Source organism: Pseudomonas sp. ATCC 43928, from assembly GCF_005938665.2.
In the GTDB taxonomy this organism is placed as follows: Bacteria; Pseudomonadota; Gammaproteobacteria; order Pseudomonadales; family Pseudomonadaceae; genus Aquipseudomonas.
The window spans coordinates 5,418,101-5,442,538 of the sequence record NZ_CP041753.1; the positions used below are offsets into that span (position 1 = coordinate 5,418,101).

Sequence of the window (24,438 nt, forward strand, 5' to 3'; positions counted from 1 at the left end):
TGAGTAAAACATCAGCCTGCGACTAACCCTCGATCAGGTTTTCCCGCGCTTCATACGCCAGGCGTACCGGGGCGAACGAGCGGCGGTGAATCGGTGTCGGCCCCAGACGCGTCAGCGCCTCCAGATGAACGGGCGTCGGGTAGCCTTTGTGGCCACCGATGCCGTAACCCGGGTAAATCAGTTCGAACGCCGCCATTTCACGATCACGGCTGACCTTGGCCAGAATTGACGCCGCAGCGATGGCCGGCACTTTGCTGTCGCCTTGCACCACCGCTTCGGCGCGCATCGAGAGTTTCGGGCAACGGTTGCCGTCGATCATCGCCAGCTTCGGCTGAATGTGCAGGCCCTCGACCGCGCGCTGCATGGCCAGCATGGTGGCATGAAGGATGTTCAACTCGTCAATTTCTTCGACTTCGGCGCGAGCAATGCACCAGCTCAGGGCTTTTTCGCAGATTTCGTCGTAGAGTTTTTCACGGCGGGCTTCGGTGAGTTTCTTCGAATCGTTGAGGCCGAGAATCGGCCGGCTCGGATCAAGGATCACCGCGGCGGTCACCACGGCACCGCACAGCGGGCCGCGACCGACTTCATCGACACCTGCCACCAGATCTTCAACTTCATCGACCAGCATAAAATCCAGGCCCAGCTGCTTGCTTGCTTTGCTCATTATGCTCTGCCAATCAGGTTCAGTACCGCGTCCGCTGCCTGATTGGAGGCGTCCAGTCGCAGGGTTCGGTGGATTTCGTCAAAGCCTCGGGTCTGCTCCTCGCCACCTTCGATCAGCGGCGACAGAGTCTGGGCCAGGGCTTCGACTGTCGCATCGTCCTGCAACAACTCTGGCACCAGCAGGCGCTGGGCCAGCAAATTCGGCAACGAGACGTAGGGACTCTTCACCATCCGTTTGAGAATCCAGAACGTCAGCGGTGCCAGGCGATAAGCGACCACCATCGGCCGCTTGTACAGCAATGCTTCCAGGGTCGCGGTGCCCGAAGCGATCAACACCGCGTCGCACGCCGCCAGCGCCAGATGGGATTTGCCGTCGAGCAAGGTCAGCGGCAGATCGCGACCAGCCAGCAACTCTTCCAACTGGGCCCGGCGCTCCGGACTGGCGCACGGCATGACGAATCGCACGCCCGGACGCATGGCCCGCAGGCGCTGGGCGGTGTCGAGGAACAACGCACCGAGGCGCCCGACTTCACCGCCACGACTACCCGGCATCAGGGCAACCAACGGCCCTTCCGGCAAACCGAGTTCGGCCCGCGCGGCGGTGCGATCGGCCTCAAGCGGGATCGCATCGGCCAGGGAATGCCCGACAAACCGTACCGGCACGCCCTTCTCTTCATAAAATTTAGCTTCGAACGGGAACAGCGTCAGCATCAGGTCGCAACCTTCGCGAATCTTCAGCACCCGCTTCTGTCGCCAGGCCCAGACCGACGGGCTGACGTAATGCACGGTCTTGATCCCGGCCTGACGCAGCTTGAGTTCGATATTGAGGTTGAAGTCCGGGGCATCGATACCGATGAACACGTCCGGCTTCGCGGCGATCAGGTCCGCAACCAGTTTCTTGCGACGGGCCAACAGCTCGCGCAAACGGCCCAGCACTTCCACCAGCCCCATGACAGAAAGGCGTTCCATCGGGAAATACGAGGTCAGGCCTTCGGCCTGCATCAGCGGACCGCCGACACCAATGAACTCGACCGCCGGATGCTGTGCCTTGAGCGCACGCATGAGACCCGCACCCAGAATGTCACCGGAAGCCTCACCCGCCACCAGCGCAATACGCAGATTGGCCATGATTAGCGGGTGATGCCGCGGGTCGAAGACTGGATGGAATCACGGAACACCGCGACTTCCGGGAACTGCAGCGAGGGTTCGGCCAGCTCGGCGAGCGCTTGCTCGACTGTCAGGCCCTGGCGGTAAACCACCTTGTAGGCACGACGCAGCGCGTGGATCGCCTCTTCGCTGAAGCCGCGACGGCGCATGCCTTCGAAGTTCATGCTGCGAGCTTCAGCGGGGTTGCCGAATACCGTGACGTACGCTGGAACGTCTTTGCCAATGGCAGTGCCCATGCCGGAAAAGCTGTGGGCGCCAATGTGGCAATACTGGTGAACCAGGGTGAAGCCGGACAGGATCGCCCAGTCTTCAACGTGCACATGCCCTGCCAACGCGGTGTTGTTGACCAGGATGCAATGATTGCCGATAACGCTGTCGTGACCGATGTGGGCATAGGCCATGATCAGGTTGTGATCGCCCAGGGTCGTTTCCGAACGGTCCTGAATGGTCCCGCGGTGAATCGTCACGCCTTCACGGATGACGTTGTGGTCACCGATGACCAGACGGGTTTCCTCGCCCTTGTATTTCAGATCGGGCGTGTCCTCACCTACCGAAGAAAACTGGTAGATGCGGTTGTGCTTACCGATTCGGGTCGGGCCCTTGAGAATCACATGCGGCCCGATCACTGTCCCCTCGCCGATTTCCACACCTGCGCCGACAATCGACCAAGGGCCGACTTCGACGTCGTCGGCCAGGATGGCCGTCGGATCGATGATTGCGCGAGGGTCAATCAAACTCATAGTTTGCGTTCCGCACAGATGATTTCAGCGGAGCAGACTGGCTTGCCATCGACCGAAGCCTGGCATTCGAACTTCCAGATCTGACGCTTGCAGCTGATGAACTTGGCTTCAAGGATCAATTGATCGCCCGGCAGCACCGGCTGACGGAAGCGCAGTTTGTCGGAGCCGACGAAGTAGTAAAGCGTGCCATCGGCCGGTTTCACGTCGAGCATTTTGAAACCAAGGATCCCGGCAGCCTGAGCCATCGCTTCGATGATCAGTACGCCCGGCATGATTGGATGCGCAGGGAAGTGACCATTGAAGAACGGTTCGTTGATGCTGACATTCTTGTAGGCGCGAATGCGCTTGCCTTCCACATCCAGATCCACGACCCGGTCCACCAGCAGGAACGGGTAACGGTGAGGCAGGTATTCGCGAATCTCGTTGATGTCCATCATTTCGGGGGGAAGCCTATGTAAAGATTGGGAGCGCGCGACTGACGCGCACTCCTCTAGCAAATCAAGGGAGGCAGTCTAGCGGCTGTGCACACTTGATATGGAAATGGTATCAGCCATCTGATGAAGCATTACCGTCAGGGGTCACGTCCCCTACACGCTTTTCCAGCTGTCGCAGACGTCGCGCGATGTCATCGAGCTGACGGATACGTGCCGCGCTTTTGCGCCATTCGGCTGCCGGTTGCATCGCCGTACCGGAAGAATAGGAGCCCGGCTCGGTAATCGAGTGGGTCACCATGGTCATCCCGGTCAGGAAAACGTTGTCGCAAATGTCGATATGCCCCACCAGCCCTACGCCACCGGCAAGCATGCAATGCTTGCCGATTTTGGTGCTGCCGGAAATTCCCACGCACGCGGCCATGGCCGTGTGGTCACCAACCTGGACGTTGTGGGCAATCTGAATCTGATTGTCGAGCTTCACACCATTACCAATGACGGTATCGGCCAGCGCGCCACGATCGATAGCGGTATTTACGCCTATTTCCACGTCGTCTCCGATCGAGACGCCGCCGATCTGGGCAATTTTCTGCCAGATACCTTTCTCGTTGGCAAAACCGAAGCCTTCACCACCGAGCACGGCACCGGATTGAATCACCACCCGTTTGCCGATGCGCACGTCGTGATACAGCGTGACGCGCGGGGCCAACCAGCCGCCCTCGCCAATTTCGCAGCGTGCACCGATGAAGCAATGCGCACCAACGGTCACACCGGCGCCAATGCGCGCTGCACTTTCGATGACCGCAAAGGCACCGATGCTCGCCGCCGGATCGACCACCGCATCCGCTGCCACTACCGCTGTCGGATGAATACCGGCCGGCGCCTTGGGCTTGGGATCGAACAGGTGGGAAATGCGCGCATAAGACAGATATGGATCAGCCACCACCAGCGCATCACCGACAAAACCTTCAGCGTCAGCGGCCTTCAGCAGCACGGCTGCGGCCTGACTGTCAGCCAGGTATTTACGGTATTGAGGATTTGCCAGAAAGCTCAACTGAGCTGGGCCAGCCTCTTGCAAAGTGGCCAGCCCAGTAATTTCTTTCTCCGGGTCGCCACGTAAGGTGGCGCCGAGGAACTCGGCCAACTGGCCGAGCTTTATAGTCGCTGTCATGGGTTACTTCAGCTGATTCATGCGCTCGATAACCTGGCGAGTGATGTCGTACTGAGGCTTGACATCAATCACTGCGCCACGCTCGAAGACCAGGTCATAAGCACCTTTCTTGATGACTTCTTCCACAGCGCTGTCCAGTTTCGGCTTGAGCTGCTTCAGCATTTCACGGTCGGCAACGGCTTTGGCTTCGTTCAGCTCCTTGGACTGGAACTGGAAATCACGGGCCTTTTGCTTGAACTCGAGCTCCAGACGTTCACGCTCGCCTTGCTGCATCTTGTCGCCACCGGCCATCAGACGGTCCTGGATACCCTTGGCGCTGCTTTCCAGGCTCTTGAGCTTGGTCAGTTGCGGGCCGAATTTTTTCTCGGCATCCACGGCGTATTTCTTCGCCGCATCGGATTCCAGCAGTGCCATCTGATAGTTCAGAACGGCGATTTTCATGTCGGCAAAAGCCGGACCTGCAACCAGCACGGTCGCCAGGAGAACCAATTGAGTCAACTTACGCACGATGCACTCCTACAAAATCCATTGTCATTATCTTGGGTCAGACGCTTAGAACGTCTGGCCGAGGGAGAATTGGAACACTTGAGTCTCGGCATTGCTGTCCGGTTTTTTGACTGGCATCGCCAAGGCGAAGCTCAACGGACCAAGGGCGGTAACCCATGTCACACCGACACCCACCGAACTGGCCATGTTGCTCAGGCTGACGTCGTTACACTGAGTGTTGGACTTGGAACCATCGGCGTTGGTGCTCTGCTTGCAAGTCGAATCGAACACATTACCCACGTCCCAGAATACCGAAGTGCGCAAGGAACGCTGATCTTTCACGAACGGCATAGGGAATAGAACTTCTACACCACCCTGAATCAGGACGTTACCACCAAACGGCAGTGGATCCTGGTCCGGGTCGGTTGCGGTGCCCGGGTTCACGCCCCGGCTCGGCGTACTACGAGGCCCCAGGGTGCTGTCCTTGAAGCCACGAACCGAGTTGAAACCACCGGCGTAATAGTTTTCATAGAACGGCAAGCCGTCGGTCGAACCATAACCATCGCCATAGCCCAGCTCGGTGTGGAGGCGCATGGTGTAGTTTTCTGACAACGGCTGGAACAATTGACCGCGATAATCGAGCTTGAAGAACGACAAGTCGCTGCCCGGTGTCGTGGCTTCCGCAGTCAAGCTCTGGGAGTGACCACGGGTCGCCAGTACCCCTTTGTTCAAGGTGGATTCAGACCAACCGGCCGATGCCTTGAAGTTGAGGTACTGATCACCTTCCTTGTTAACGAAGTCGAAGATTTCGTCGACGGTGTAAAGACCCGTCTTGATCTTGTCTTGTTGTGCAGACAAACCAAACGTCAGACGCGAAGTCTCGCTGATCGGATAACCAACGTTGACACCTGCGCCCAGGCTGTCTACGGCGTAGCTGGCTACGTTGACATCGAGGTCTTTGTAGTCGGTCGTACGATAGAAAGCGTTGTAACCCAGGCTCACACCGTCAGCTGTCCAGTAGGGGTCGACATAACCGAAGTTATAACGGCTTTGATACTGACTGCGAGTCAAGCCGATGCTGACCTTGTTACCGGTACCCAGGAAGTTGTTCTGAGTGATCGAACCACCAAGGATCAGACCGGCGCTCTGGGCGAAACCAACGCTGGCGGTAATCGAACCGGAAGCCTGCTCTTCAACGCTGTAGTTCACGTCAACCTGATCATCGACACCCGGCACGGCCGGCGTCTCGACGTTGACTTCCTTGAAGAAGCCCAGACGTTCCAGGCGGGTCTTGGATTGGTCGATCAGGTAGGTCGAAGCCCAGCCGCCTTCCATCTGACGCATTTCACGGCGCAGCACTTCGTCTTCGGACTTGGTGTTGCCACGGAAGTTGATGCGGTTCACGTAAGCACGCTTGCCCGGATCGACAGCGAATGTGATATCGACCGTGTGGTCTTCATCGTGAGGCTGAGGCACGCCGTTGACGTTAGCGAAGGTGTAACCCTCGTTACCCAGGCGGCGGGTAATCAGTTCGGAGGTGGTGGTCATCAGCTTGCGCGAGAACACCTGGCCTTTCTGAACCAGCAGCAGGGACTTGACCTGGTCTTCAGGCACTTTCAGGTCGCCGCTGAGTTTCACGTCACGAACGGTGTACTTCTCGCCTTCGTTGACGTTGACGGTGATATAGACGTGTTTCTTGTCCGGGGTGATGGACACCTGGGTCGAAGCGATATCCATATTGATATAGCCACGGTCCAGGTAATAGGAACGCAGACGCTCCAGGTCACCGGAGAGCTTTTCACGAGCGTACTTGTCATCGTTCTTGAAGAACGACAGCCAGTTGCTGGTCTTGAGTTCGAACAGGTCGATCAGGTCTTCATCAGGAAAAACAGTGTTGCCCACCACGTTGATGTGCTGGATCGCCGCTACGGTACCTTCGTTGATGTTGACCTTCAGGGCAACGCGGTTACGCGGCTGCGGCACCACTTCGGTGTCGACGGTAGCCGAGTAGCGGCCCTGAGCGACGTATTGACGCTGCAGCTCGTTACGCACACCTTCGAGGGTCGCGCGCTGGAAGATCTCGCCTTCGGCCAGACCGGACTGTTTGAGGCCCTTCATCAGGTCTTCAGTGGAGATCGCCTTGTTGCCTTCGATCTCGATACTGGCGACCGACGGACGCTCGACTACAGTAATGACCAGGACGTTGCCTTCACGGCCCAGCTGGATATCTTGAAAGAACCCGGTTTTGAACAGCGCACGAGTGGATTCCACCAGGCGACGATCATCCGCCTGCTCGCCGACGTTCAACGGCAAGGCACCAAAGACACTACCCGCGGAGACCCGCTGGAGGCCATTGACGCGAATATCAGAGATAGTGAAGGACTCGGCGTGAACTTCGGCGATCATCAATACGGTGAGAACCGCAGTTAGCAGCAGACGTTTCATGAAGTCCTTTCTTATTCCAACTGGCAATAAAAACTGCCGCAAAATGCGGCAGATTCGCAATTCAGCGAAGCGTTACAGTCGACCCAGATCATTGACCAGAGCAAGCAACATCACCCCGACCACCAAACTGATACCGATCTGTATCCCCCAACCTTGCACCCGATCCGACAAGGGACGACCACGCGCCCACTCGATCAGATAAAACAACAAATGCCCCCCATCCAGTACAGGAATGGGCAGCAAATTCAGAACACCCAGGCTAATACTCAGATAAGCAAGGAAATTCAGGAAATCAGCGATGCCCGACTGGGCAGAAGCGCCCGCCACTTTAGCAATGGTTATCGGTCCACTCAAGTTTTTTACCGAGAGCTCGCCGAACAACATTTTCTTGAGCGAGTCGAGGGTCAGTACGCTCATGGTCCAGGTGCGTCGGGCACCCTCCCCAATCGCGGCCACCGGACCGTAACTGACTTCGCGAATCATCTCTGGTGGCCAATCGACCGCTTTCACCCCTGCGCCCAGATAGCCAGTGGGTGCCTTGCTCTCGCCGCGCGCGGCCAGCGTCACAGGGACGTCGATTTGAGCACCGTCGCGCTCAACGCGCAGCATGATTTTGGTATCCGGATGCAAACGGACGATGTCGACTACTTGCTGCCAGTCATCCAGTGCCTTGCCATCAAAGGTCAACAGGCGGTCTCCAGCCTTCAAACCCGCAGCCTTCGCCGGCCCTTTCGGATCAATTTCGGCCAGCACCGGCGGCAATGCCGGACGCCAGGGGCGAATACCCAGCGAGTGAATAGGATCCGGCTCGTTAGCCCCCTTGAGCCACTTGTCCAGCACCAGCTCACGAGGCGAATCCACGGTGGAGCCCTGTTCGCGGACAAGCACTTGCAGGGAACCGCTCTCGCCCAGGCGGCGGACCAGTTGCAGGTTCACCGCAGCCCAGCCGGAAGTGGGCTCGCCATCGATGGCAATAATTTCCTGCCCCGGACTCAAACCTGCCCTGGAGGCGATACTGCCGGATTCGACCGCGCCGATAACCGGGCGCACCTGCTCGCTGCCCAGCATTGCCAATGCCCAGAAAAACACCATCGCCAATAGAAAGTTGGCAATCGGACCGGCTGCCACGATAGCAACGCGCTGACGGACGGACTTGCGATTGAAGGCGTGATCGAGCTGATCGGCCGGCACCTCACCTTCGCGCTCGTCGAGCATTTTCACGTAGCCACCCAGCGGTATGGCGGCAACCACGAATTCAGTGCCTTTGCTGTCGTGCCAGCGCAGCAGCGGCATGCCGAAGCCCACGGAGAAACGCAGCACTTTGACCCCACAGCGACGTGCGACCCAGAAATGGCCGAATTCGTGGAAGGTGACCAGCACGCCCAGCGCTACCAGGGTGCCGACAATCATATAGAGCGCGCTCATCTACTTTCTCCGCAATCCTATCGGTGCTGCATGGGCCAACGTATTGCAGCACTTATCGGCCGTGACGACTCAACCATTGCCCGGCCAGTACCCGTGCTTTCGCATCGGCCGTAAACACTGCCTCGAGATCATCAACCGCAACCACAGGCTCGAGGTTCAATACTTCCTCGATAATACTCGCGATTTCCAGATAGCGAACCCGTCCGTCGAGAAAGGCCGCCACAGCCACTTCATTCGCGGCATTGAGCATGGCCGGCGCGCTGTTACCTGCCTCGGCGGCTTGACGCGCAAGGCGCAGGCAAGGGAAGCGCTCTTCATCGGGTGCCTGGAAATCCAGGCGAGCGATGGCGAACAGATCCAACGGCGCAACGCCCGAGTCGATCCGCTCCGGCCACGCCAGGGCATTGGCAATTGGTGTGCGCATATCCGGATTACCCAGCTGCGCCAGCACCGAACCATCGACATAGTCGACCAGCGAATGAATCACGCTTTGCGGGTGAATCACCACTTCGACCTGAGAGGGCGTAGCGTCGAACAGCCAGCAGGCCTCGATCAGCTCGAGCCCTTTGTTCATCATGCTGGCCGAATCCACCGAAATCTTGCGCCCCATGGACCAATTCGGGTGAGCACACGCTTGCTCGGGGGTAACATGCGCCAGTTCGGCCAGGGGCGTCTGCCGGAACGGGCCACCAGAGGCTGTCAGTAGAATCCGGCGTACACCGACCGCGCCCAAACCACGAGAGAAGTCCTGCGGCATGCACTGGAAAATCGCGTTGTGTTCGCTGTCGATCGGCAGCAGTACCGAACCGCTTTTACGCACGGCCTGCATGAACAGCGCACCGGACATCACCAGCGCTTCTTTATTGGCCAAAAGAATCTTTTTGCCGGCCTCGACCGCCGCCAGGGTCGGACGCAAACCCGCCGCCCCGACGATCGCCGCCATTACCGCATCGACTTCCGGATCCGAGGCGATCTGACACAAACCCTCCTCTCCCACCAGAACACGGGTCGACAGGCCAGCCGCATGCAATTCGTCCTGCAAGCCCCGGGCAGCGCCAGATTCCGGCACGACCGCGAAACGCGGCGTATGACGCACGCACAGCGCAAACAGCTCACTCAAACGAGTGAAACCGCTCAAGGCGAATACCTGATAGCGTTCGGGGTGACGGGCGATGACGTCCAGAGTGCTCAGACCAATCGAGCCGGTCGCCCCCAGCACGGTAATCTGTTGTGGGCGACTCACGATGCCGCCATCCACAGCAGCACAGCGAACACCGGAATCGCCGCTGTCAGACTGTCGATGCGGTCCAGCACACCGCCGTGCCCCGGCAGCAGATTACTGCTGTCCTTGATCCCCGACTGGCGCTTGAACATACTTTCGGTGAGGTCGCCCACCACCGAAATGAACACGATGACCGCGGCACCGAACAGGCCCATCAGCATCTGAGCGAAACTCCAGTCCCGCGCAAAACCGACGATTGCCGTGATCACCAGGCTCAGCAGCAAGCCGCCGTACACGCCCTCCCAGCTCTTGCCAGGGCTGACCTGTGGTGCAAGCTTGCGCTTGCCGAAGGCTCGGCCGGAAAAGTACGCACCGATATCGGCGCCCCAGACCAGCACCATCACGGCCATGATCAGCCAGTTGCCCAAGGGCTCCTGCTTGATCAGGATCAAACCTTGCCAGGCCGGCAACAGAATCAACAAACCGATCGCCAGTTTGCAGGCGGCGCTGGCCCAGTGTTCGCTGGACCGCGGATAAGTCAGCACCAGATAGGTGGCCACGCCCCACCAGAGCACCGAGGCACCCAGCACCCAAGGCGCGAGCCCCGGCAGGATGTGCATGACAAACAGCATCAGCGCGACCACAGCTGCAAAAGCAACACGGATCGCCTGGCCGGCGAAACCCGCCAGGCGCGCCCATTCCCATGCCCCCAGCGTCACCACCAGCCCGATAAACAGCGCAAAACCGGACCCTTCAAGCAGGAAAAACCCGCACAGGGCAATCGGCAGCAGAATCAGTGCCGTGATGATTCGTTGTTTAAGCATTAAACCCGGGCTCCAGACTCGACCTGCTCGCTCGTTTTACCGAAGCGACGCTGGCGAGAAGCGAAATCAGCCAGCGCCTTGCGCATGGCGTCGTGTTTGAAGTCCGGCCAGAACAGGTCGGAGAAGTACAACTCGGCGTAAGCCAGTTGCCACAGCAGGAAGTTACTGATGCGATGCTCGCCACCGGTACGGATGCACAAGTCCGGCAACGGCAGATCGCCGGTCGCCAGACAGGTTTGCAACAGCTCGGGAGTGATGTCTTCAGGGCGCAGATGCCCGGCCTGAACTTCGCGCGCCAGACGTTGCGCAGCTTGCGCGATGTCCCACTGACCACCGTAGTTGGCGGCGATCTGCAGGATAAAGCGATTGACGCCGGCAGTCATAGCCTCGGCTTCACGCATGGCAGCTTGAAGCTCTGGATGAAAACGCGAACGGTCGCCGATGATGCGCAAACTGATGTTGTTGTCGTTCAGGCGCTTGGCCTCGCGACGCAGCGCCCTGAAGAACAGATCCATCAAGGCACTGACCTCATCGGCCGGGCGTTGCCAGTTCTCACTGGAGAACGCAAACAGGGTCAATACCTCAACCCCGGACTCCGCACACACCTCGATGACCGCACGAACAGCATCCACACCCGCTTTATGCCCGGCGACACCCGGCATAAAGCGTTTTTTCGCCCAACGATTATTACCATCCATGATGATCGCGACATGGCGCGGCACCGCGGACGGCGCAGTCTGCTTGGTCTTGTCCATTTAAAACTCGACCCTTATACGGCCATCAGGTCTTTTTCTTTCTCCGCCAACTTAGCGTCGATTTCAGCCACGAATTTCTTGGTCAGATCGTCGATCTCGCCAGTGGCACGACGCTCTTCGTCTTCGCTGATTTCCTTTTCCTTGACCAGGTCCTTCAGCGAGCTGTTTGCATCGCGACGGATGTTGCGCACGGCAACACGGGCATCCTCAGCGACATCACGAGCCTGCTTGGTGAAGCCCCGGCGGGTTTCTTCGGTCAGGGCCGGCATGGAGATCAGCAGCAACTCACCCAGGTTGGTCGGGTTGAGATTCAGGCCAGCGCTACCGATAGCCTTGTCGACCGCGCCCAGCATGTTGCGCTCGAAGGCAACGACTTGCAGGGTACGGGCGTCTTTAACGGTGATGTTCGCCACTTGCTTGATCGGAGTGTCGGCGCCGTAGTACGGAACCATCACGCCTTCCAGAATGCTTGGGTGCGCCTGGCCGGTACGGATACGCCCGAAGTTGTGCGCCAGCGATTCTACGGATTTCTGCATGCGCTCTTTAGCGTCTTTCTTGATTTCGTTGATCATTGTTGAACTTCCTCGATCAGGGTTCCTTCAGCGCCGCCATGTACGATATTCAACAGGGCACCGGGTTTGTTCATATTAAACACGCGCAGCGGCATCTTGTGGTCGCGGCACAGGCAAATGGCCGTCAGATCCATCACACCCAGCTTGCGATCCAGCACTTCATCGTAGGTCAGATGATCGAACTTCTCGGCATGCGGGTCTTTGAACGGGTCAGCGGTGTAGACGCCATCAACCTTCGTTGCCTTGAGCACCACATCGGCATCGATTTCGATTGCGCGCAGGCAGGCAGCCGAGTCTGTTGTAAAGAACGGATTGCCAGTACCGGCCGCGAAAATCACGACTTCCTTGGAGTTCAGGTGGCGCATGGCTTTGCGGCGATCATAGTGATCGGTCACGCCAACCATGGAAATGGCCGACATCACGATGGCCGAGATATTGGCACGTTCCAGCGCATCGCGCATCGCCAGGGCGTTCATCACAGTGGCCAGCATGCCCATGTGGTCGCCAGTGACCCGATCCATGCCGGCGGCGCTGAGCGCTGCGCCACGGAACAGGTTACCCCCGCCGATCACCAGACCGACCTGAACACCGATGCCAACCAGTTGGCCAACTTCCAGTGCCATGCGATCCAGAACTTTCGGATCGATCCCGAACTCTTCCGAGCCCATCAGGGCCTCGCCGCTAAGCTTGAGTAGAATGCGTTTATAGCGAGCCTGATAACCACTGCCCTGCTGAGCCATTGCGAATCTCTCCTGCGGCGTATTTTAAAAATTCTTTGCGAGCTGTTTACAGCTGGCGTTCACTCTAGCTTGGCGCTGCTTCAGCGCCATCGGAACATGGCTTTGTAAGCCAGTTCCAAAAGGAAACCAAATAAAATTGGCAACCCCATCTGAAAAGAGGCTGCGCGCGTAAGCGGGCAGCCTCTTCAGGGCGACAGTTAAAAAACCGTCTTATTGCTTGCTGGCAGCCAGCTGGGCAGCAACTTCTTCTGCGAAGTTGTCTACTGGCTTCTCGATGCCTTCGCCTACTTTGAAGTAGGTGAAAGAAACGATTTCAGCACCGGCTTTCTTGGCCAGGTCGCCGACCTTGATTTCAGGGTTCTTGACGAACGCCTGCTCAACCAGGCTCGCTTCAGCCAGGAACTTGCTGATACGGCCTTTGACCATGTTTTCAACGATGTTTTCTGGCTTGCCGGCAATCTTGTCAGCGTTGAGGGTCAGGAACACGCCTTTCTCGCGCTCGATCGCTTCAGCGGAAACTTCCGACGGCAGCAGGAATTCAGGGTTGGTAGCCGCTACGTGCATAGCGATGTCTTTGGCCAGCTCAACGTCGCCGCCCTTGAGAACAACCGCAACACCAATCTTGTTGCCGTGCAGGTAGCCACCAACAACATCGCCTTCAACGCGAGCCAGGCGACGAATGTTGACGTTTTCGCCAACCTTGCCAACCAGAACCAGACGATCAGCTTCACGCGCTTCGATCAGCGGAGCAGCATCGGTCAGTTTGTCAGCGAACGCTTTTTCAATGCTGGCAGCAACAAATGCCTTGAAGTCGTCCTGCAGAGCCAGGAAGTCGGTCTGCGAGTTCACTTCCAGCAGAACGGCGGATTTACCGTCTTCCTTGAGAGCGATTGCGCCTTCAGCGGCAACGTTGCCGGCTTTCTTGGCAGCCTTGATGGCGCCCGAAGCGCGCATGTCATCAATGGCTTTTTCGATGTCGCCGCCAGCCTTGGTCAAGGCCTTTTTGCAGTCCATCATGCCTTCGCCGGTACGCTCGCGCAGTTCTTTGACCAACGCTGCAGTAATCTCTGCCATTTTCAAATTCCTCTTGGATAGGTTTTCAACCATTCCACCCGATCGAACGGGCGATCAATTCTTCCCGAACCACCCTTGTTAGCTGCCGCACGTTACAGATAAAGCAGTGGGCGCCGACAAATGGTTTTCGAGGTGGCAAAAAGGGGGCCAAGCCCCCTTTTTGCTTACTGAGTCAACGCCAGGGCGTCAATTACTCAGCTGCAGCCTGAGTTTCTTCAGCTACGAATTCTACAGTGCCGCCAGCAACATTGTTGCGACCACGGATAACAGCGTCAGCCATCGAACCCATGTACAGCTGGATAGCGCGGATTGCGTCATCGTTGCCTGGGATGATGTAGTCAACGCCTTCCGGGCTGCTGTTGGTATCGACTACGCCGATAACCGGGATGCCCAGCTTGTTGGCTTCGGTGATCGCGATGCGCTCGTGATCAACGTCGATAACGAACAGAGCGTCTGGCAGACCGCCCATGTCCTTGATACCACCCAGGGAACGATCCAGCTTCTCAAGATCGCGAGTGCGCATCAGCGCTTCTTTCTTGGTCAGCTTGGCGAAAGTACCGTCTTCAGCTTGCACTTCAAGGTCACGCAGACGCTTGATGGAAGCACGGATGGTTTTGAAGTTGGTCAGCATGCCGCCCAACCAGCGGTGATCGACGTACGGCGAACCGCAACGTGCTGCTTCTTCAGCAACGATCTTGCCAGCGGAACGCTTGGTGCCGACGAACAGAATCTTGTTTTTGCCCTGGGCCAGACGCTCTACGAAAGTCAGAGCTTCGTTGAACATTGGCAGGGTTTTTTCAAGGTTGATGATGTGAATCTTGTTACGCGCGCCGAAAATGTACTTACCCATTTTCGGATTCCAGTAACGGGTTTGGTGACCGAAGTGCACACCGGCCTTCAGCATATCGCGCATGTTGACTTGGGACATGATAGTTCCTTAATAAGTCGGGTTTGGCCTCCACGTATCCCAATGACCAACCAGCAGCATCAGCTGAAGGCACCCAGGTCATCGTGTCGACACGTGTGTGGATTTAAGCTTTTCAGGGTACCCCGGAAAGCGGCGCATTTTATATCACAAGGCCGGAAAAAACGGAACCCGCATTCTGAAAACCTGGCGAATGCTTTTGATCCCGCCCTTGGAATCCCCCAAGAATGCGCCATCCTATAGAGAGAAGCGATGCACAGAAGCTCAGATTTGCCCTGATCGTCTGGTAGAATTGCGTTTTTCAGGGCCGCGACGATCGTTCGCGCAATGCCCATTTCGTTTTAGAAGGCGCCATTGAGCGCAGAGAGAGCCTGTATGACCGTCACCCTCAAAACCCCAGAGGACATCGCAAAAATGCGGATCGCCGGCAAATTGGCCGCCGATGTGCTGGAAATGATTGCCGATTATGTCAAGCCGGGCGTTACCACCGAAGAGCTGGACCGCATCTGCCACGACTACATCGTCAACGAGCAGAAAGCCATTCCTGCCCCGCTCAACTACAAGGGCTTTCCGAAGTCGATCTGCACCTCGATCAACCACGTGGTCTGCCACGGCATCCCGAACGAGAAGCCGTTGAAGGATGGCGACACGCTGAACATCGACGTCACAGTGATCAAGGACGGCTACCACGGCGATACCAGCCGCATGTTCCACGTCGGCACCGTGCCAGTCTGGGCCGAGCGTCTGTCCCAGGTGACACAGGAATGCATGTACAAGGCCATCGAACTGGTGAAACCCGGCTGCCGCCTGGGCGATATCGGTGAAGTGATCCAGAAGCACGCGGAAAAGAACGGTTTCTCGGTGGTTCGCGAGTTCTGCGGCCACGGCATTGGCAAGGTGTTCCACGAAGAACCGCAGATCCTGCACTACGGCCGCGCCGGCACCGGCATGGAACTGAAAGCCGGCATGACCTTCACCATCGAGCCGATGATCAACCAGGGCAAGGCCGACACCAAGGTGCTGGGCGATGGCTGGACCGCGATCACCAAGGACCGCAAGTTGTCGGCGCAATGGGAACACACTCTGCTGGTGACCGATACCGGCTACGAGATCTTCACCCTGCGCAGCGACGATACCATCCCGCGCGTTTCGGCCTGATCCCGCCCGCGCCGTTCCCAGCCTTATAGAAAGGAAAGCCAATCGATGCCGCAGGTGGATCCCGAACTCTTCGACCGCGGCCAGTTCCAGGCTGAACTGGCCCTGAAGGCAAGCCCTATCGCTGCTTTCAAGAAGGCGATCCGTCAGGCCCGCGAAGTGCTCGACGAGCGGTTTCGCAGCGGCCGGGAGATTCGCCGGCTGATCGAGGATCGTGCCTGGTTCGTCGATAACATCCTGCAAAAGGCCTGGGAGCAATTCAACTGGAACTTCGAAGCCGACATCGCGCTGGTCGCGGTCGGCGGCTACGGTCGTGGCGAGTTGCACCCCTACTCTGACATCGACCTGCTGATCCTGCTGGGCGGCGCCGACCACGAAATTTTCCGTGATTCAATCGAGCGTTTTCTGACGTTGCTGTGGGACATCGGCCTGGAAGTCGGCCAGAGCGTTCGCTCGGTTGACGAATGCGCCGAGGAAGCCCGCGCCGACCTGACGGTGATCACCAACCTGATGGAAAGCCGCACCATTGCCGGTCCCGAGCGCCTGCGCCAGCGCATGCTGGACGTGACCAGCACAGAACACATGTGGCCCAGCAAGGAGTTCTTCCTGGCCAAGCGCGCCGAACAGAAAGCCCGTCACCACAAGTACAACGACACCGAGTACAACCTGGAACCCAACGTCAAGGGCTCGCCCGGTGGCCTGCGGGATATCCAGACGATTCTGTGGGTTGCCCGTCGTGAGTACGGCACCCTGAACCTGCGGGCCCTGGCCGGCGAAGGTTTCCTGGTGGAGAGCGAGAACGCCCTGCTGGCTTCGTCCCAGGAATTCCTGTGGAAAGTGCGTTATGCGCTGCACATGCTCGCCGGCCGCGCCGAAGACCGCCTGCTGTTCGATCACCAGCGCACAATTGCCGGGCTGCTGGGTTTCGTCGGCAATGACGCCAAGCACGCCATCGAAAACTTCATGCAGCAGTACTACCGGGTGGTCATGAGCATTGCCCAGCTCAGCGACTTGATCATCCAGCACTTCGAAGAAGTGATCCTGGCCCCCGAAGACGAGGCACCGCCCCAGCCGATCAACTCGCGATTCCAGCTGCACGACGGCTACATCGAGGCGCGCAACAACAATGTGTTCCGCCGCACGCCGTTCGCCATGCTCGAAATCTTCGTGCTGATGGCCCAGCAGCCGGAGATCAAAGGCGTACGCGCCGACACCATCCGCCTGCTGCGCGAGAACCGTCATTTGATCGACGACGACTTCCGCAACGATATTCGCAATACCAGCCTGTTCATCGAATTGTTCAAGTGCAAGATCGGCGTCCACCGCAACCTGCGGCGGATGAACCGTTACGGGATCCTTGGGCGTTATCTGCCGGAGTTCGGCTTTATTGTCGGGCAGATGCAGCACGACCTGTTTCACATCTATACGGTCGACGCGCACACCCTGAACCTGATCAAGCACCTGCGTAAGTTGCAGTACACCCAGGTGTCGGAAAAATTCCCGCTGGCCAGCAAGCTCATGGCCAAACTGCCCAAGCCGGAGTTGATTTACCTGGCCGGCCTGTACCACGACATCGGCAAGGGCCGGCATGGCGACCACTCGGAAATCGGCGCAGTGGACGCCGAAGCCTTTTGCCAGCGCCATCAGTTGCCGATCTGGGACAGCCGCCTGATCGTCTGGCTGGTGCAAAACCACCTGGTGATGTCGACCACCGCCCAGCGCAAGGACTTGTCCGACCCGCATGTGATCCACGATTTCGCGCAGATTGTCGGCGATGAAACCCGCCTCGATTATCTGTATGTGCTGACCGTTGCCGACATCAACGCGACCAACCCGACGCTATGGAACTCCTGGCGCGCGAGCCTGTTGCGCCAGCTCTACACCGAGACCAAGCGCGCCTTGCGTCGCGGCCTGGAAAACCCGGTGGATCGCGAAGAACAGATCCGCCAGACCCAAAGCGCAGCGCTGGACATTCTGGTACGCGGCGGCACCGACCCGGACGACGTCGAGCAGTTGTGGGCACAACTGGGCGATGACTACTTCCTGCGTCACACCGCCGGCGACGTGGCCTGGCACACTGATGCAATCTTGCAGCAGCCGGCCGACGGCGGCCCGCTGGTGCTGATCAAGGAAACCACCCAGCGCGAGTTCGAGGGCGGTACGCAGATCTTCATTTATGCGCCGGACCAGCACGACTTCTTCGCCGTGACCGTGGCGGCGATGGACCAGCTCAACCTGAACATTCACGACGCCCGGGTCATCACCTCCAGCAGCCAGTTCACCCTCGACACCTATATCGTGCTCGACACCGATGGCGACTCGATCGGCGACAACCCGGCGCGGGTCAAGCAGATCCGCGAAGGCCTGACCGAAGCCCTGCGCAATCCGGACAACTACCCAACGATTATCCAGCGTCGGGTGCCGCGTCAACTCAAACATTTTACCTTTGCGCCACAGGTGACAATCCACAACGATGCCCAGCGTCCGGTGACCGTGCTGGAACTCAGCGCACCCGACCGTCCTGGGTTACTGGCGCGGATCGGCACGATCTTCCTCGAGTTCGACCTGTCGCTGCAGAACGCCAAGATCGCCACCTTGGGCGAGCGCGTGGAAGACGTGTTCTTCATCACCGACGCCAACAATCAGCCGCTGTCCGACCCCTTGCTGTGCAGCCGCTTGCAGGATGCAATCGTCAAACAGCTGAGCGTCAACCAGGAACCCGATATCAAACATTCGCGCATCAGCATCTGAATCAACCCAATCCCCCTGTGGGAGCGGGCTTGTGTGGCGAGGGAGCTTGCTCCCGCTGGGTCGCGAAGCGACCCCAAAAGCTTGCGACTGCTGCGCAGTCCAACGGGAGCAAGCTCCCTCGCCACACAGGCCCGCTCCCATATTGAACGAGGCCCCCATGAACAACGCTCTGAACCAGTTGCAGCCCTACCCGTTCGAAAAGCTCCGCGCCCTGCTCGGCAGCGTCACGCCAAACCCGGACAAACGCGCCATCGCGTTGTCCATCGGCGAACCGAAGCATCGCTCGCCAAGCTTTGTCGCCGAAGCCTTGGCAAGCAATCTGGATCAGATGGCCGTATACCCGACCACCCTCGGCATCCCGGCCCTGCGTGAAGCGATCGCCGCATGGTGCGAACGCCGTTTCAGCGTTCCAAATGGCTGGCTCGACCCCGCGCGCAACGTGCTGCCGGTCAACGGCACCCGCGAAGCGTTGTTCGCATTCACCCAGACCGTGGTCAACCGTGGTGAAGACGCGCTGGTGGTCAGCCCGAACCCGTTCTATCAGATCTACGAAGGCGCGGCGTTCCTGGCCGGAGCCAAGCCGCATTACCTGCCATGCCTTGACGAAAACGGCTTCAACCCGGATTTCGACGCTGTTTCGCCAGACATCTGGAAGCGTTGCCAGATCCTGTTCCTGTGCTCGCCGGGCAACCCGACCGGCGCGTTGATCCCGGTTGAAACCCTGAAAAAACTGATCGCCCTGGCCGACGAATACGATTTCGTGATCGCCGCTGACGAGTGCTACAGCGAACTGTACTTCGATGAGCAGACCCCGCCACCCGGCTTGCTCAGCGCCTGCGTTGAACTAGGCCGCAAAGATTTCAAGCGTTGCGTGGTGTTTCATAGCCTGTCCAAGCGTTCCAACCTGCCAGGCCTGCGTTCGGGCTTTGTGGCCGGCGATGCAGACATCCTCAAGGGGTTCCTGCTGTATCGCACTTACCACGGCTGTGCGATGCCGGTTCAAACGCAACTGGCCAGCGTTGCCGCGTGGAACGACGAAGTGCATGTGCGGGCCAACCGTGCGCTGTACCGTGAGAAATACGATGCGGTATTGGAAATCCTCAGCCCGGTGATGGATGTGCAGCGCCCGGATGGCGGTTTCTATCTGTGGCCAAACGTAAATGGCGACGACGCGGCGTTCTGCCGGGATCTGTTTGCCGAGGAACACGTGACGGTCGTACCAGGGTCTTACCTGTCTCGCGAAGTGAACGGCTCAAACCCCGGAGCAGGCCGAGTACGTATGGCGCTGGTTGCACCGTTGGCAGAATGCATTGAAGCCGCAGAGCGAATTCGCGCGTTTATTACACGCAATAAATAACTCATAAAAGCTCCGCACTATGCAATGTAGTGCGGAGCATCATCAACCAAGCCATTTATTTAATAACACCTCCACACCCAGCACACACAACAACACCCCCAACAAAAAAAACTTACATATCCCTTTCGCCCGCCAATTGACGACACCAAGCAACACACACTATAAAACCCGCCTGAACATTAGACCAAAACAAAATCACATAGATAAACAAACCAATGCATCTCCAATAACGGAGACCTCAAACAACACACTCACAAGGATGACGAGTATGAACTTATGCAAGTGCATTGAGCTCGATGATATTCAGGCTTCTTATGATGCGGCAATCAATGAAGACCTAGCGAACGCGCCCCAGACAATACCAGGAGGCCGACAAAAACGCGCTGTAGGCGACCACACCAAATTCTGGAAAAAAGCTCGGACACTAAAAGTGGCTTTTCTGAGCACAAACCGTTGGTTCATCGAGGCCACACAAGGAGCAATCCACCAATGGATACCTGCCGTCTTTGACGTTCGCATCCTTTTCGTCGAAGGTTCAGAGGGTGATATCCGGATATCTGACGACTTCCATTCAGGGAATTGGTCCGTTGTTGGCACTGACGCACTGCTTGTACCGAAAGATGAACCGACCATGAATTTGCAATGGCAAGGACTAAATCAAGTTTTCTTCGGTAACGTGCTGCATGAGTTTGGTCACGCTCTTGGGCTTAAACACGAACATCAACATCCAGATGCCAATATTAACTGGAACGAAACTGCCGTTTACGAATTCATGAGCCGAACACAAAAATGGTCAAGAGAGGAGATCTATTCCAACCTGTTAAAAAAATTGGAAAAACCAAAAACCCGAACATCGCCTTATGACCGCACCTCAATCATGCACTACCCTATCCAGGCTGAACTTACTCTCGACGGTGTAGCGATAGCGCGTAACAATCGCTTATCTGCAAACGACGTAAAGCTGATGACAGAAATTTACAGCGGGAGATAAACCCAAACACTGTCAGGGGTGGATAAGCTGCCTCTGACAGTCAATATAAAGCTACACATTATAGAGCCTTATACTTCATCCACACCGTCAATAAAAACCCAGCCAACGCTGCTTCAACCATCAAGTCTCGACGCAAGCGCTCGCTCGTCAGCTACTCAAAGCTGTGGGCAAACGGCCGTACACTCAACATCGCGCATAAAGCGCGGTTCACGAGCAATCGACAGCATTGAAGTGCCATATTAGCGGCTTAGACTGCAGGCCGATCGTTGCACCTATGTCGTATAGAACAGTCGATTGCCAAGACAAAAAGACAAACCCGACCACAGTCGACGCGAAACTGTCCGGTCATGGCATAATCCGTCACCTTTTATTTTCAGCACCTGCAAAGGGGGCAATTCCTTGACCGTTTCAAGCAAAACGTTGCACCTTTTCGGCATCAAAGCCTGCGACACCATGAAAAAGGCGCGCACCTGGCTCGATGAACACGCTGTCGGCTATGACTTCCATGATTACAAAGCGGTCGGAATCGACCGTGAACACCTGACCCAATGGTGCGAGGAGCACGGCTGGCAAGTGGTGTTGAACCGTGCAGGCACGACCTTTCGCAAGCTCGACGACGAACGCAAAGCCGATCTCGACCAGCCGAAAGCCATCGAACTGATGCTCGCACAACCCTCGATGATCAAGCGCCCGGTGCTCGATCTCGGTGACAGAACCCTGATTGGCTTCAAGCCAGATATCTACGCGGCCGCACTCAAGTAAGGCAGCCCGTTCCATTTTGTTAGAGGTATCAACATGTCCACTACCCTGTTCAGCCTGGCCTTTGGTGTCGGCACTCAAAACCGTCAAGGCGCATGGCTGGAAGTGTTTTACGCGCAGCCACTGCTCAATCCGTCGGCCGAACTGGTCGCTGCCATTGCACCGGTTCTGGGCTACACCGAAGGCAATCAGGCCATCGCCTTCAGCACTGCTCAGGCATCGCAACTGGCTGAAGCGCTGAAAAGCGTCGACGCTGCACAAGCTGCGCTGCTGACCCGTCTGGCCGAGAGCCACAAGCCGCTGGTCGCCACGCTGCTGGCCGAAGACGCACAGCTGAGCTCCACGCCTGAGGCTTACCTCAAGCTGCACCTGCTGTCCCACCGCCTGGTCAAGCCGCACGGCCTGAACCTGGCCGGGATCTTCCCGCTGCTGCCGAACGTGGCCTGGACCAGCCAGGGTGCGATCGACCTGTCCGAACTGGCCGAGCATCAACTGGAAGCCCGCCTGCGCGGCGAGCTGCTGGAAGTGTTCTCGGTGGACAAGTTCCCGAAAATGACCGACTACGTGGTACCGGCCGGCGTGCGTATCGCTGACGCGGCACGTATTCGTCTGGGCGCCTACGTGGGCGAAGGCACCACCGTGATGCACGAAGGTTTCGTTAACTTCAACGCTGGCACCGAAGGCCCGGGCATGATCGAAGGCCGCGTGTCGGCTGGCGTGTTCGTCGGCAAGGGTTCGGACCTGGGCGGCGGCTGCTCGACCATGGGCACCCTGTCGGGTGGCGGCAACATCGTGATCAAGGTGGGCGAAGGCTGCCTGATCGGCGCCAATGCCGGTATCGGCATCCCGTTGGGCGATCGCAACACCGTTGAGTCGGGCCTGTACGTGACAGCCGGCACCAAGGTGGCGCTGCTCGACGAAAAGAATCAGCTGGTCAAAGTGGTCAAGGCCCGTGAACTGGCCGGTCAACCTGACCTGTTGTTCCGCCGCAATTCGGAAACCGGTGCCGTGGAGTGCAAAACCCACAAGTCGGCCATCGAACTGAACGAAGCGCTGCACGCTCACAACTAAGCAGAGCGTCAAACGATCACCTTGTAGGAGCGCCGCATCGCTCGCTCCTGCAAGGTCAGGCGTACACCCGCCCATGTCACCAGGGCCGAACAACATGATGATTCCTTCTCCCTGGCGCGCCGATTTTCCGGCCATCGCCGCACTGCAACGGCAAGACCAGACCTATCTGGACAACGCCGCCACCACGCAAAAACCTCAAGCCCTGCTGGATGCCCTGGCGCATTACTACGCCAACGGCGCGGCCAACGTGCATCGGGCGCAACACTTGCCCGGCGCCCATGCCACCCAGGCGTTCGAGGACAGCCGCCGCAAAGTTGCACAATGGCTCAATGCCGGCGATTGCGGACAGATTATCTTTACCCACGGTGCGACTTCCGCGCTGAACCTCCTGGCCTATGGCCTGGAACACCTTTTCAATCCAGGCGATGAAATTGTCATCAGCGCTCTGGAGCATCACGCCAACCTGTTGCCGTGGCAGCAACTGGCCCACCGTCGCGACCTGAAGCTGGTGATCCTGCCGCTGAATGTCGATGGTTTGATCGACCTGGATGTCGCCGCGCAGTTGATCGGTCCGCGAACCCGTTTGCTGGCGGTCAGCCAGCTGTCCAACGTGCTGGGCGCCTGGCAACCGTTGCCCGCGCTGTTGGCGATGGCCAAGACACACAACGCGCTGACCGTGGTCGATGGCGCTCAAGGCGTGGTTCATGGTCGGCACGATGTGCAGGCACTGGGCTGCGACTTCTACGTGTTTTCCAGCCACAAACTCTATGGCCCCGATGGCCTGGGCGTGCTGTTCGGACGCAACGAAGCGCTGCAACAGCTGCGCCCCTGGCAGTTCGGCGGCGAAATGGTGCTGGACGCCAACTACCACGATGCTCGCTTTCGGTCCGCACCGCTGGGGTTCGAGGCCGGTACGCCGCCGATCGCCAGTGTGATCGGTCTGGGCGCAACGCTGGACTACTTGACCGGGCTGGATCAAGACGCCGTGTCCGCCCACGAAGCGGCGCTGCATGACTATCTGCTCAAAGGCCTGGAAGCGCGCAACGGCATTCGCCTGCTGGGCAAACCGCAGCTGGCCCTGGCCAGTTTTGTCGTCGAGGGTGTGCATAACTCTGATTTGGCGCATTTGCTGACAGAACAGGGCATCGCCGTGCGCGCCGGTCATCATTGCGCCATGCCGTTGCTCAAAAGCTTTGAACTGGCCGGGGCGATTCGGGTGTCGTTGGCGCTGTACAACAATTCCGAAGACCTTGAGCGCTTTTTCGAAGCACTGGATCAGGCCCTGGAGTTGTTGCGATGACCTTGCCCGTCGATGCCATTACAGCGCTGGACACGTTTCAGCAGGCGGCGAGCTGGGAACAGCGGGCGCGGCTGTTGATGCAGTGGGGCGACCGTCTGCCTGCGTTGAGCGATGTGGATAAAGTCGACGCCAACCGCGTGCATGGCTGTGAAAGCCAGGTCTGGCTGGTCGGCACGTTGCAGGACGGGCACTGGCAATTCAGCGCCAGCAGCGATGCGCGATTGATTCGCGGGTTGGTGGCGTTGCTGCTGGCGCGGGTCAACGGGTTGTCCGCAGTTGAGTTGCAACAGGTGGATTTGGCGGATTGGTTCAGTCAGCTGGGGCTGGGTCGCCAGTTGTCCCAGTCCCGTAGCAATGGCTTGAATGCGGTGTTGCAGCGGATGCGTGAGCTAGCGCACTGATCGCTCCCACGCT

At 58.2% G+C, this 24,438-nt stretch carries 23 protein-coding genes; 8 read left to right on the forward strand and 15 right to left on the reverse strand.

Going from position 1 to position 24,438, the window contains the following annotated elements; genetic code table 11:
• Positions 1 to 22: 22 nt before the first annotated feature.
• The 15 genes from rnhB to rpsB form a co-directional block, all read right to left on the reverse strand.
• Positions 23 to 664 carry a ribonuclease HII gene (gene rnhB, locus FFH90_RS24865; RefSeq protein ID WP_018927009.1) on the reverse strand — a complete coding sequence of 214 codons (642 nt, stop codon included), beginning with the start codon at positions 662 to 664 and terminating at the stop codon, positions 23 to 25.
• On the reverse strand, positions 664 to 1,791 hold the full coding sequence (lpxB, locus tag FFH90_RS24870) for a lipid-A-disaccharide synthase (protein WP_064620046.1): 1,128 nt from the start codon (positions 1,789 to 1,791) through the stop codon (positions 664 to 666). Before lpxB ends, rnhB begins: the two co-directional genes overlap by 1 nt.
• A gap of 2 nt (positions 1,792 to 1,793) precedes the next feature.
• Complete coding sequence (lpxA, locus tag FFH90_RS24875; protein ID WP_018927011.1) at positions 1,794 to 2,570, reverse strand: acyl-ACP--UDP-N-acetylglucosamine O-acyltransferase; 777 nt, start codon at positions 2,568 to 2,570, stop codon at positions 1,794 to 1,796.
• Positions 2,567 to 3,007, reverse strand: coding sequence for a 3-hydroxyacyl-ACP dehydratase FabZ (gene fabZ, locus FFH90_RS24880; RefSeq protein WP_007940511.1), 441 nt, complete (start codon positions 3,005 to 3,007; stop codon positions 2,567 to 2,569). The genes lpxA and fabZ overlap by 4 nt, the downstream gene beginning before the upstream one ends.
• Positions 3,008 to 3,116: 109 nt before the next feature.
• Positions 3,117 to 4,172 (reverse strand): UDP-3-O-(3-hydroxymyristoyl)glucosamine N-acyltransferase, encoded by a 1,056-nt coding sequence (gene lpxD, locus FFH90_RS24885; RefSeq protein ID WP_018927012.1) that lies wholly within the window; start codon positions 4,170 to 4,172, stop codon positions 3,117 to 3,119.
• Between the two features lie 3 nt (positions 4,173 to 4,175).
• A complete protein-coding gene (locus tag FFH90_RS24890; protein ID WP_007940508.1) occupies positions 4,176 to 4,679 on the reverse strand; it encodes an OmpH family outer membrane protein in 504 nt (167 codons plus the stop codon).
• 45 nt (positions 4,680 to 4,724) lie between these two features.
• Positions 4,725 to 7,103 carry an outer membrane protein assembly factor BamA gene (bamA, locus tag FFH90_RS24895; RefSeq protein WP_018927013.1) on the reverse strand — a complete coding sequence of 793 codons (2,379 nt, stop codon included), beginning with the start codon at positions 7,101 to 7,103 and terminating at the stop codon, positions 4,725 to 4,727.
• Positions 7,104 to 7,175: 72 nt separating this feature from the next.
• Positions 7,176 to 8,528, reverse strand: coding sequence for a sigma E protease regulator RseP (gene rseP / locus FFH90_RS24900; protein ID WP_064620049.1), 1,353 nt, complete (start codon positions 8,526 to 8,528; stop codon positions 7,176 to 7,178).
• Between the two features lie 52 nt (positions 8,529 to 8,580).
• On the reverse strand, positions 8,581 to 9,771 hold the full coding sequence (gene ispC / locus FFH90_RS24905; RefSeq protein WP_138866257.1) for a 1-deoxy-D-xylulose-5-phosphate reductoisomerase: 1,191 nt from the start codon (positions 9,769 to 9,771) through the stop codon (positions 8,581 to 8,583).
• Positions 9,768 to 10,574 carry a phosphatidate cytidylyltransferase gene (locus FFH90_RS24910; RefSeq protein WP_086944758.1) on the reverse strand — a complete coding sequence of 269 codons (807 nt, stop codon included), beginning with the start codon at positions 10,572 to 10,574 and terminating at the stop codon, positions 9,768 to 9,770. Before FFH90_RS24910 ends, ispC begins: the two co-directional genes overlap by 4 nt.
• Positions 10,574 to 11,329: a polyprenyl diphosphate synthase gene (gene uppS, locus FFH90_RS24915; protein ID WP_064620052.1), complete on the reverse strand. Its 756-nt coding sequence runs from the start codon at positions 11,327 to 11,329 to the stop codon at positions 10,574 to 10,576. The genes FFH90_RS24910 and uppS overlap by 1 nt, the downstream gene beginning before the upstream one ends.
• Positions 11,330 to 11,343: 14 nt before the next feature.
• Positions 11,344 to 11,901: a ribosome recycling factor gene (gene frr, locus FFH90_RS24920; RefSeq protein WP_007940501.1), complete on the reverse strand. Its 558-nt coding sequence runs from the start codon at positions 11,899 to 11,901 to the stop codon at positions 11,344 to 11,346.
• Positions 11,898 to 12,641 carry a UMP kinase gene (gene pyrH, locus FFH90_RS24925; RefSeq protein WP_003198235.1) on the reverse strand — a complete coding sequence of 248 codons (744 nt, stop codon included), beginning with the start codon at positions 12,639 to 12,641 and terminating at the stop codon, positions 11,898 to 11,900. The genes frr and pyrH overlap by 4 nt, the downstream gene beginning before the upstream one ends.
• Before the next feature lie 210 nt (positions 12,642 to 12,851).
• Entirely contained in the window at positions 12,852 to 13,715 is an 864-nt protein-coding gene (gene tsf / locus FFH90_RS24930) for a translation elongation factor Ts (protein WP_018927018.1), read from the reverse strand.
• A gap of 190 nt (positions 13,716 to 13,905) precedes the next feature.
• Positions 13,906 to 14,643, reverse strand: a complete 738-nt coding sequence (rpsB, locus tag FFH90_RS24935) for a 30S ribosomal protein S2 (RefSeq protein ID WP_018927019.1) — start codon at positions 14,641 to 14,643, stop codon at positions 13,906 to 13,908.
• Positions 14,644 to 15,015: 372 nt separating this feature from the next.
• Here rpsB and map point away from each other — a divergent pair, with 372 nt between their 5' ends.
• From map to FFH90_RS24980, 8 genes are all read left to right on the forward strand, one after another.
• The gene (map, locus tag FFH90_RS24940) at positions 15,016 to 15,798 is read left to right on the forward strand and encodes a type I methionyl aminopeptidase (protein WP_018927020.1); all 783 of its coding nucleotides are present in this window, start codon (positions 15,016 to 15,018) and stop codon (positions 15,796 to 15,798) included.
• A 45-nt stretch (positions 15,799 to 15,843) separates the two neighbouring features.
• Positions 15,844 to 18,546: a [protein-PII] uridylyltransferase gene (locus FFH90_RS24945; RefSeq protein ID WP_064620056.1), complete on the forward strand. Its 2,703-nt coding sequence runs from the start codon at positions 15,844 to 15,846 to the stop codon at positions 18,544 to 18,546.
• A 157-nt stretch (positions 18,547 to 18,703) separates the two neighbouring features.
• Positions 18,704 to 19,903, forward strand: a complete 1,200-nt coding sequence (gene dapC / locus FFH90_RS24950; RefSeq protein WP_064620059.1) for a succinyldiaminopimelate transaminase — start codon at positions 18,704 to 18,706, stop codon at positions 19,901 to 19,903.
• Between the two features lie 268 nt (positions 19,904 to 20,171).
• Positions 20,172 to 20,894, forward strand: coding sequence for a M12 family metallopeptidase (locus tag FFH90_RS24955; protein WP_168206184.1), 723 nt, complete (start codon positions 20,172 to 20,174; stop codon positions 20,892 to 20,894).
• A gap of 399 nt (positions 20,895 to 21,293) precedes the next feature.
• Positions 21,294 to 21,656 carry an ArsC family reductase gene (locus tag FFH90_RS24965; protein WP_064620065.1) on the forward strand — a complete coding sequence of 121 codons (363 nt, stop codon included), beginning with the start codon at positions 21,294 to 21,296 and terminating at the stop codon, positions 21,654 to 21,656.
• Positions 21,657 to 21,689: 33 nt separating this feature from the next.
• Entirely contained in the window at positions 21,690 to 22,724 is a 1,035-nt protein-coding gene (gene dapD, locus FFH90_RS24970) for a 2,3,4,5-tetrahydropyridine-2,6-dicarboxylate N-succinyltransferase (RefSeq protein WP_064620069.1), read from the forward strand.
• Between the two features lie 94 nt (positions 22,725 to 22,818).
• Entirely contained in the window at positions 22,819 to 24,024 is a 1,206-nt protein-coding gene (locus FFH90_RS24975; protein WP_138866259.1) for an aminotransferase class V-fold PLP-dependent enzyme, read from the forward strand.
• Positions 24,021 to 24,425, forward strand: coding sequence for a SufE family protein (locus tag FFH90_RS24980; RefSeq protein WP_064620073.1), 405 nt, complete (start codon positions 24,021 to 24,023; stop codon positions 24,423 to 24,425). Before FFH90_RS24975 ends, FFH90_RS24980 begins: the two co-directional genes overlap by 4 nt.
• Positions 24,426 to 24,438 lie beyond the last annotated feature (13 nt).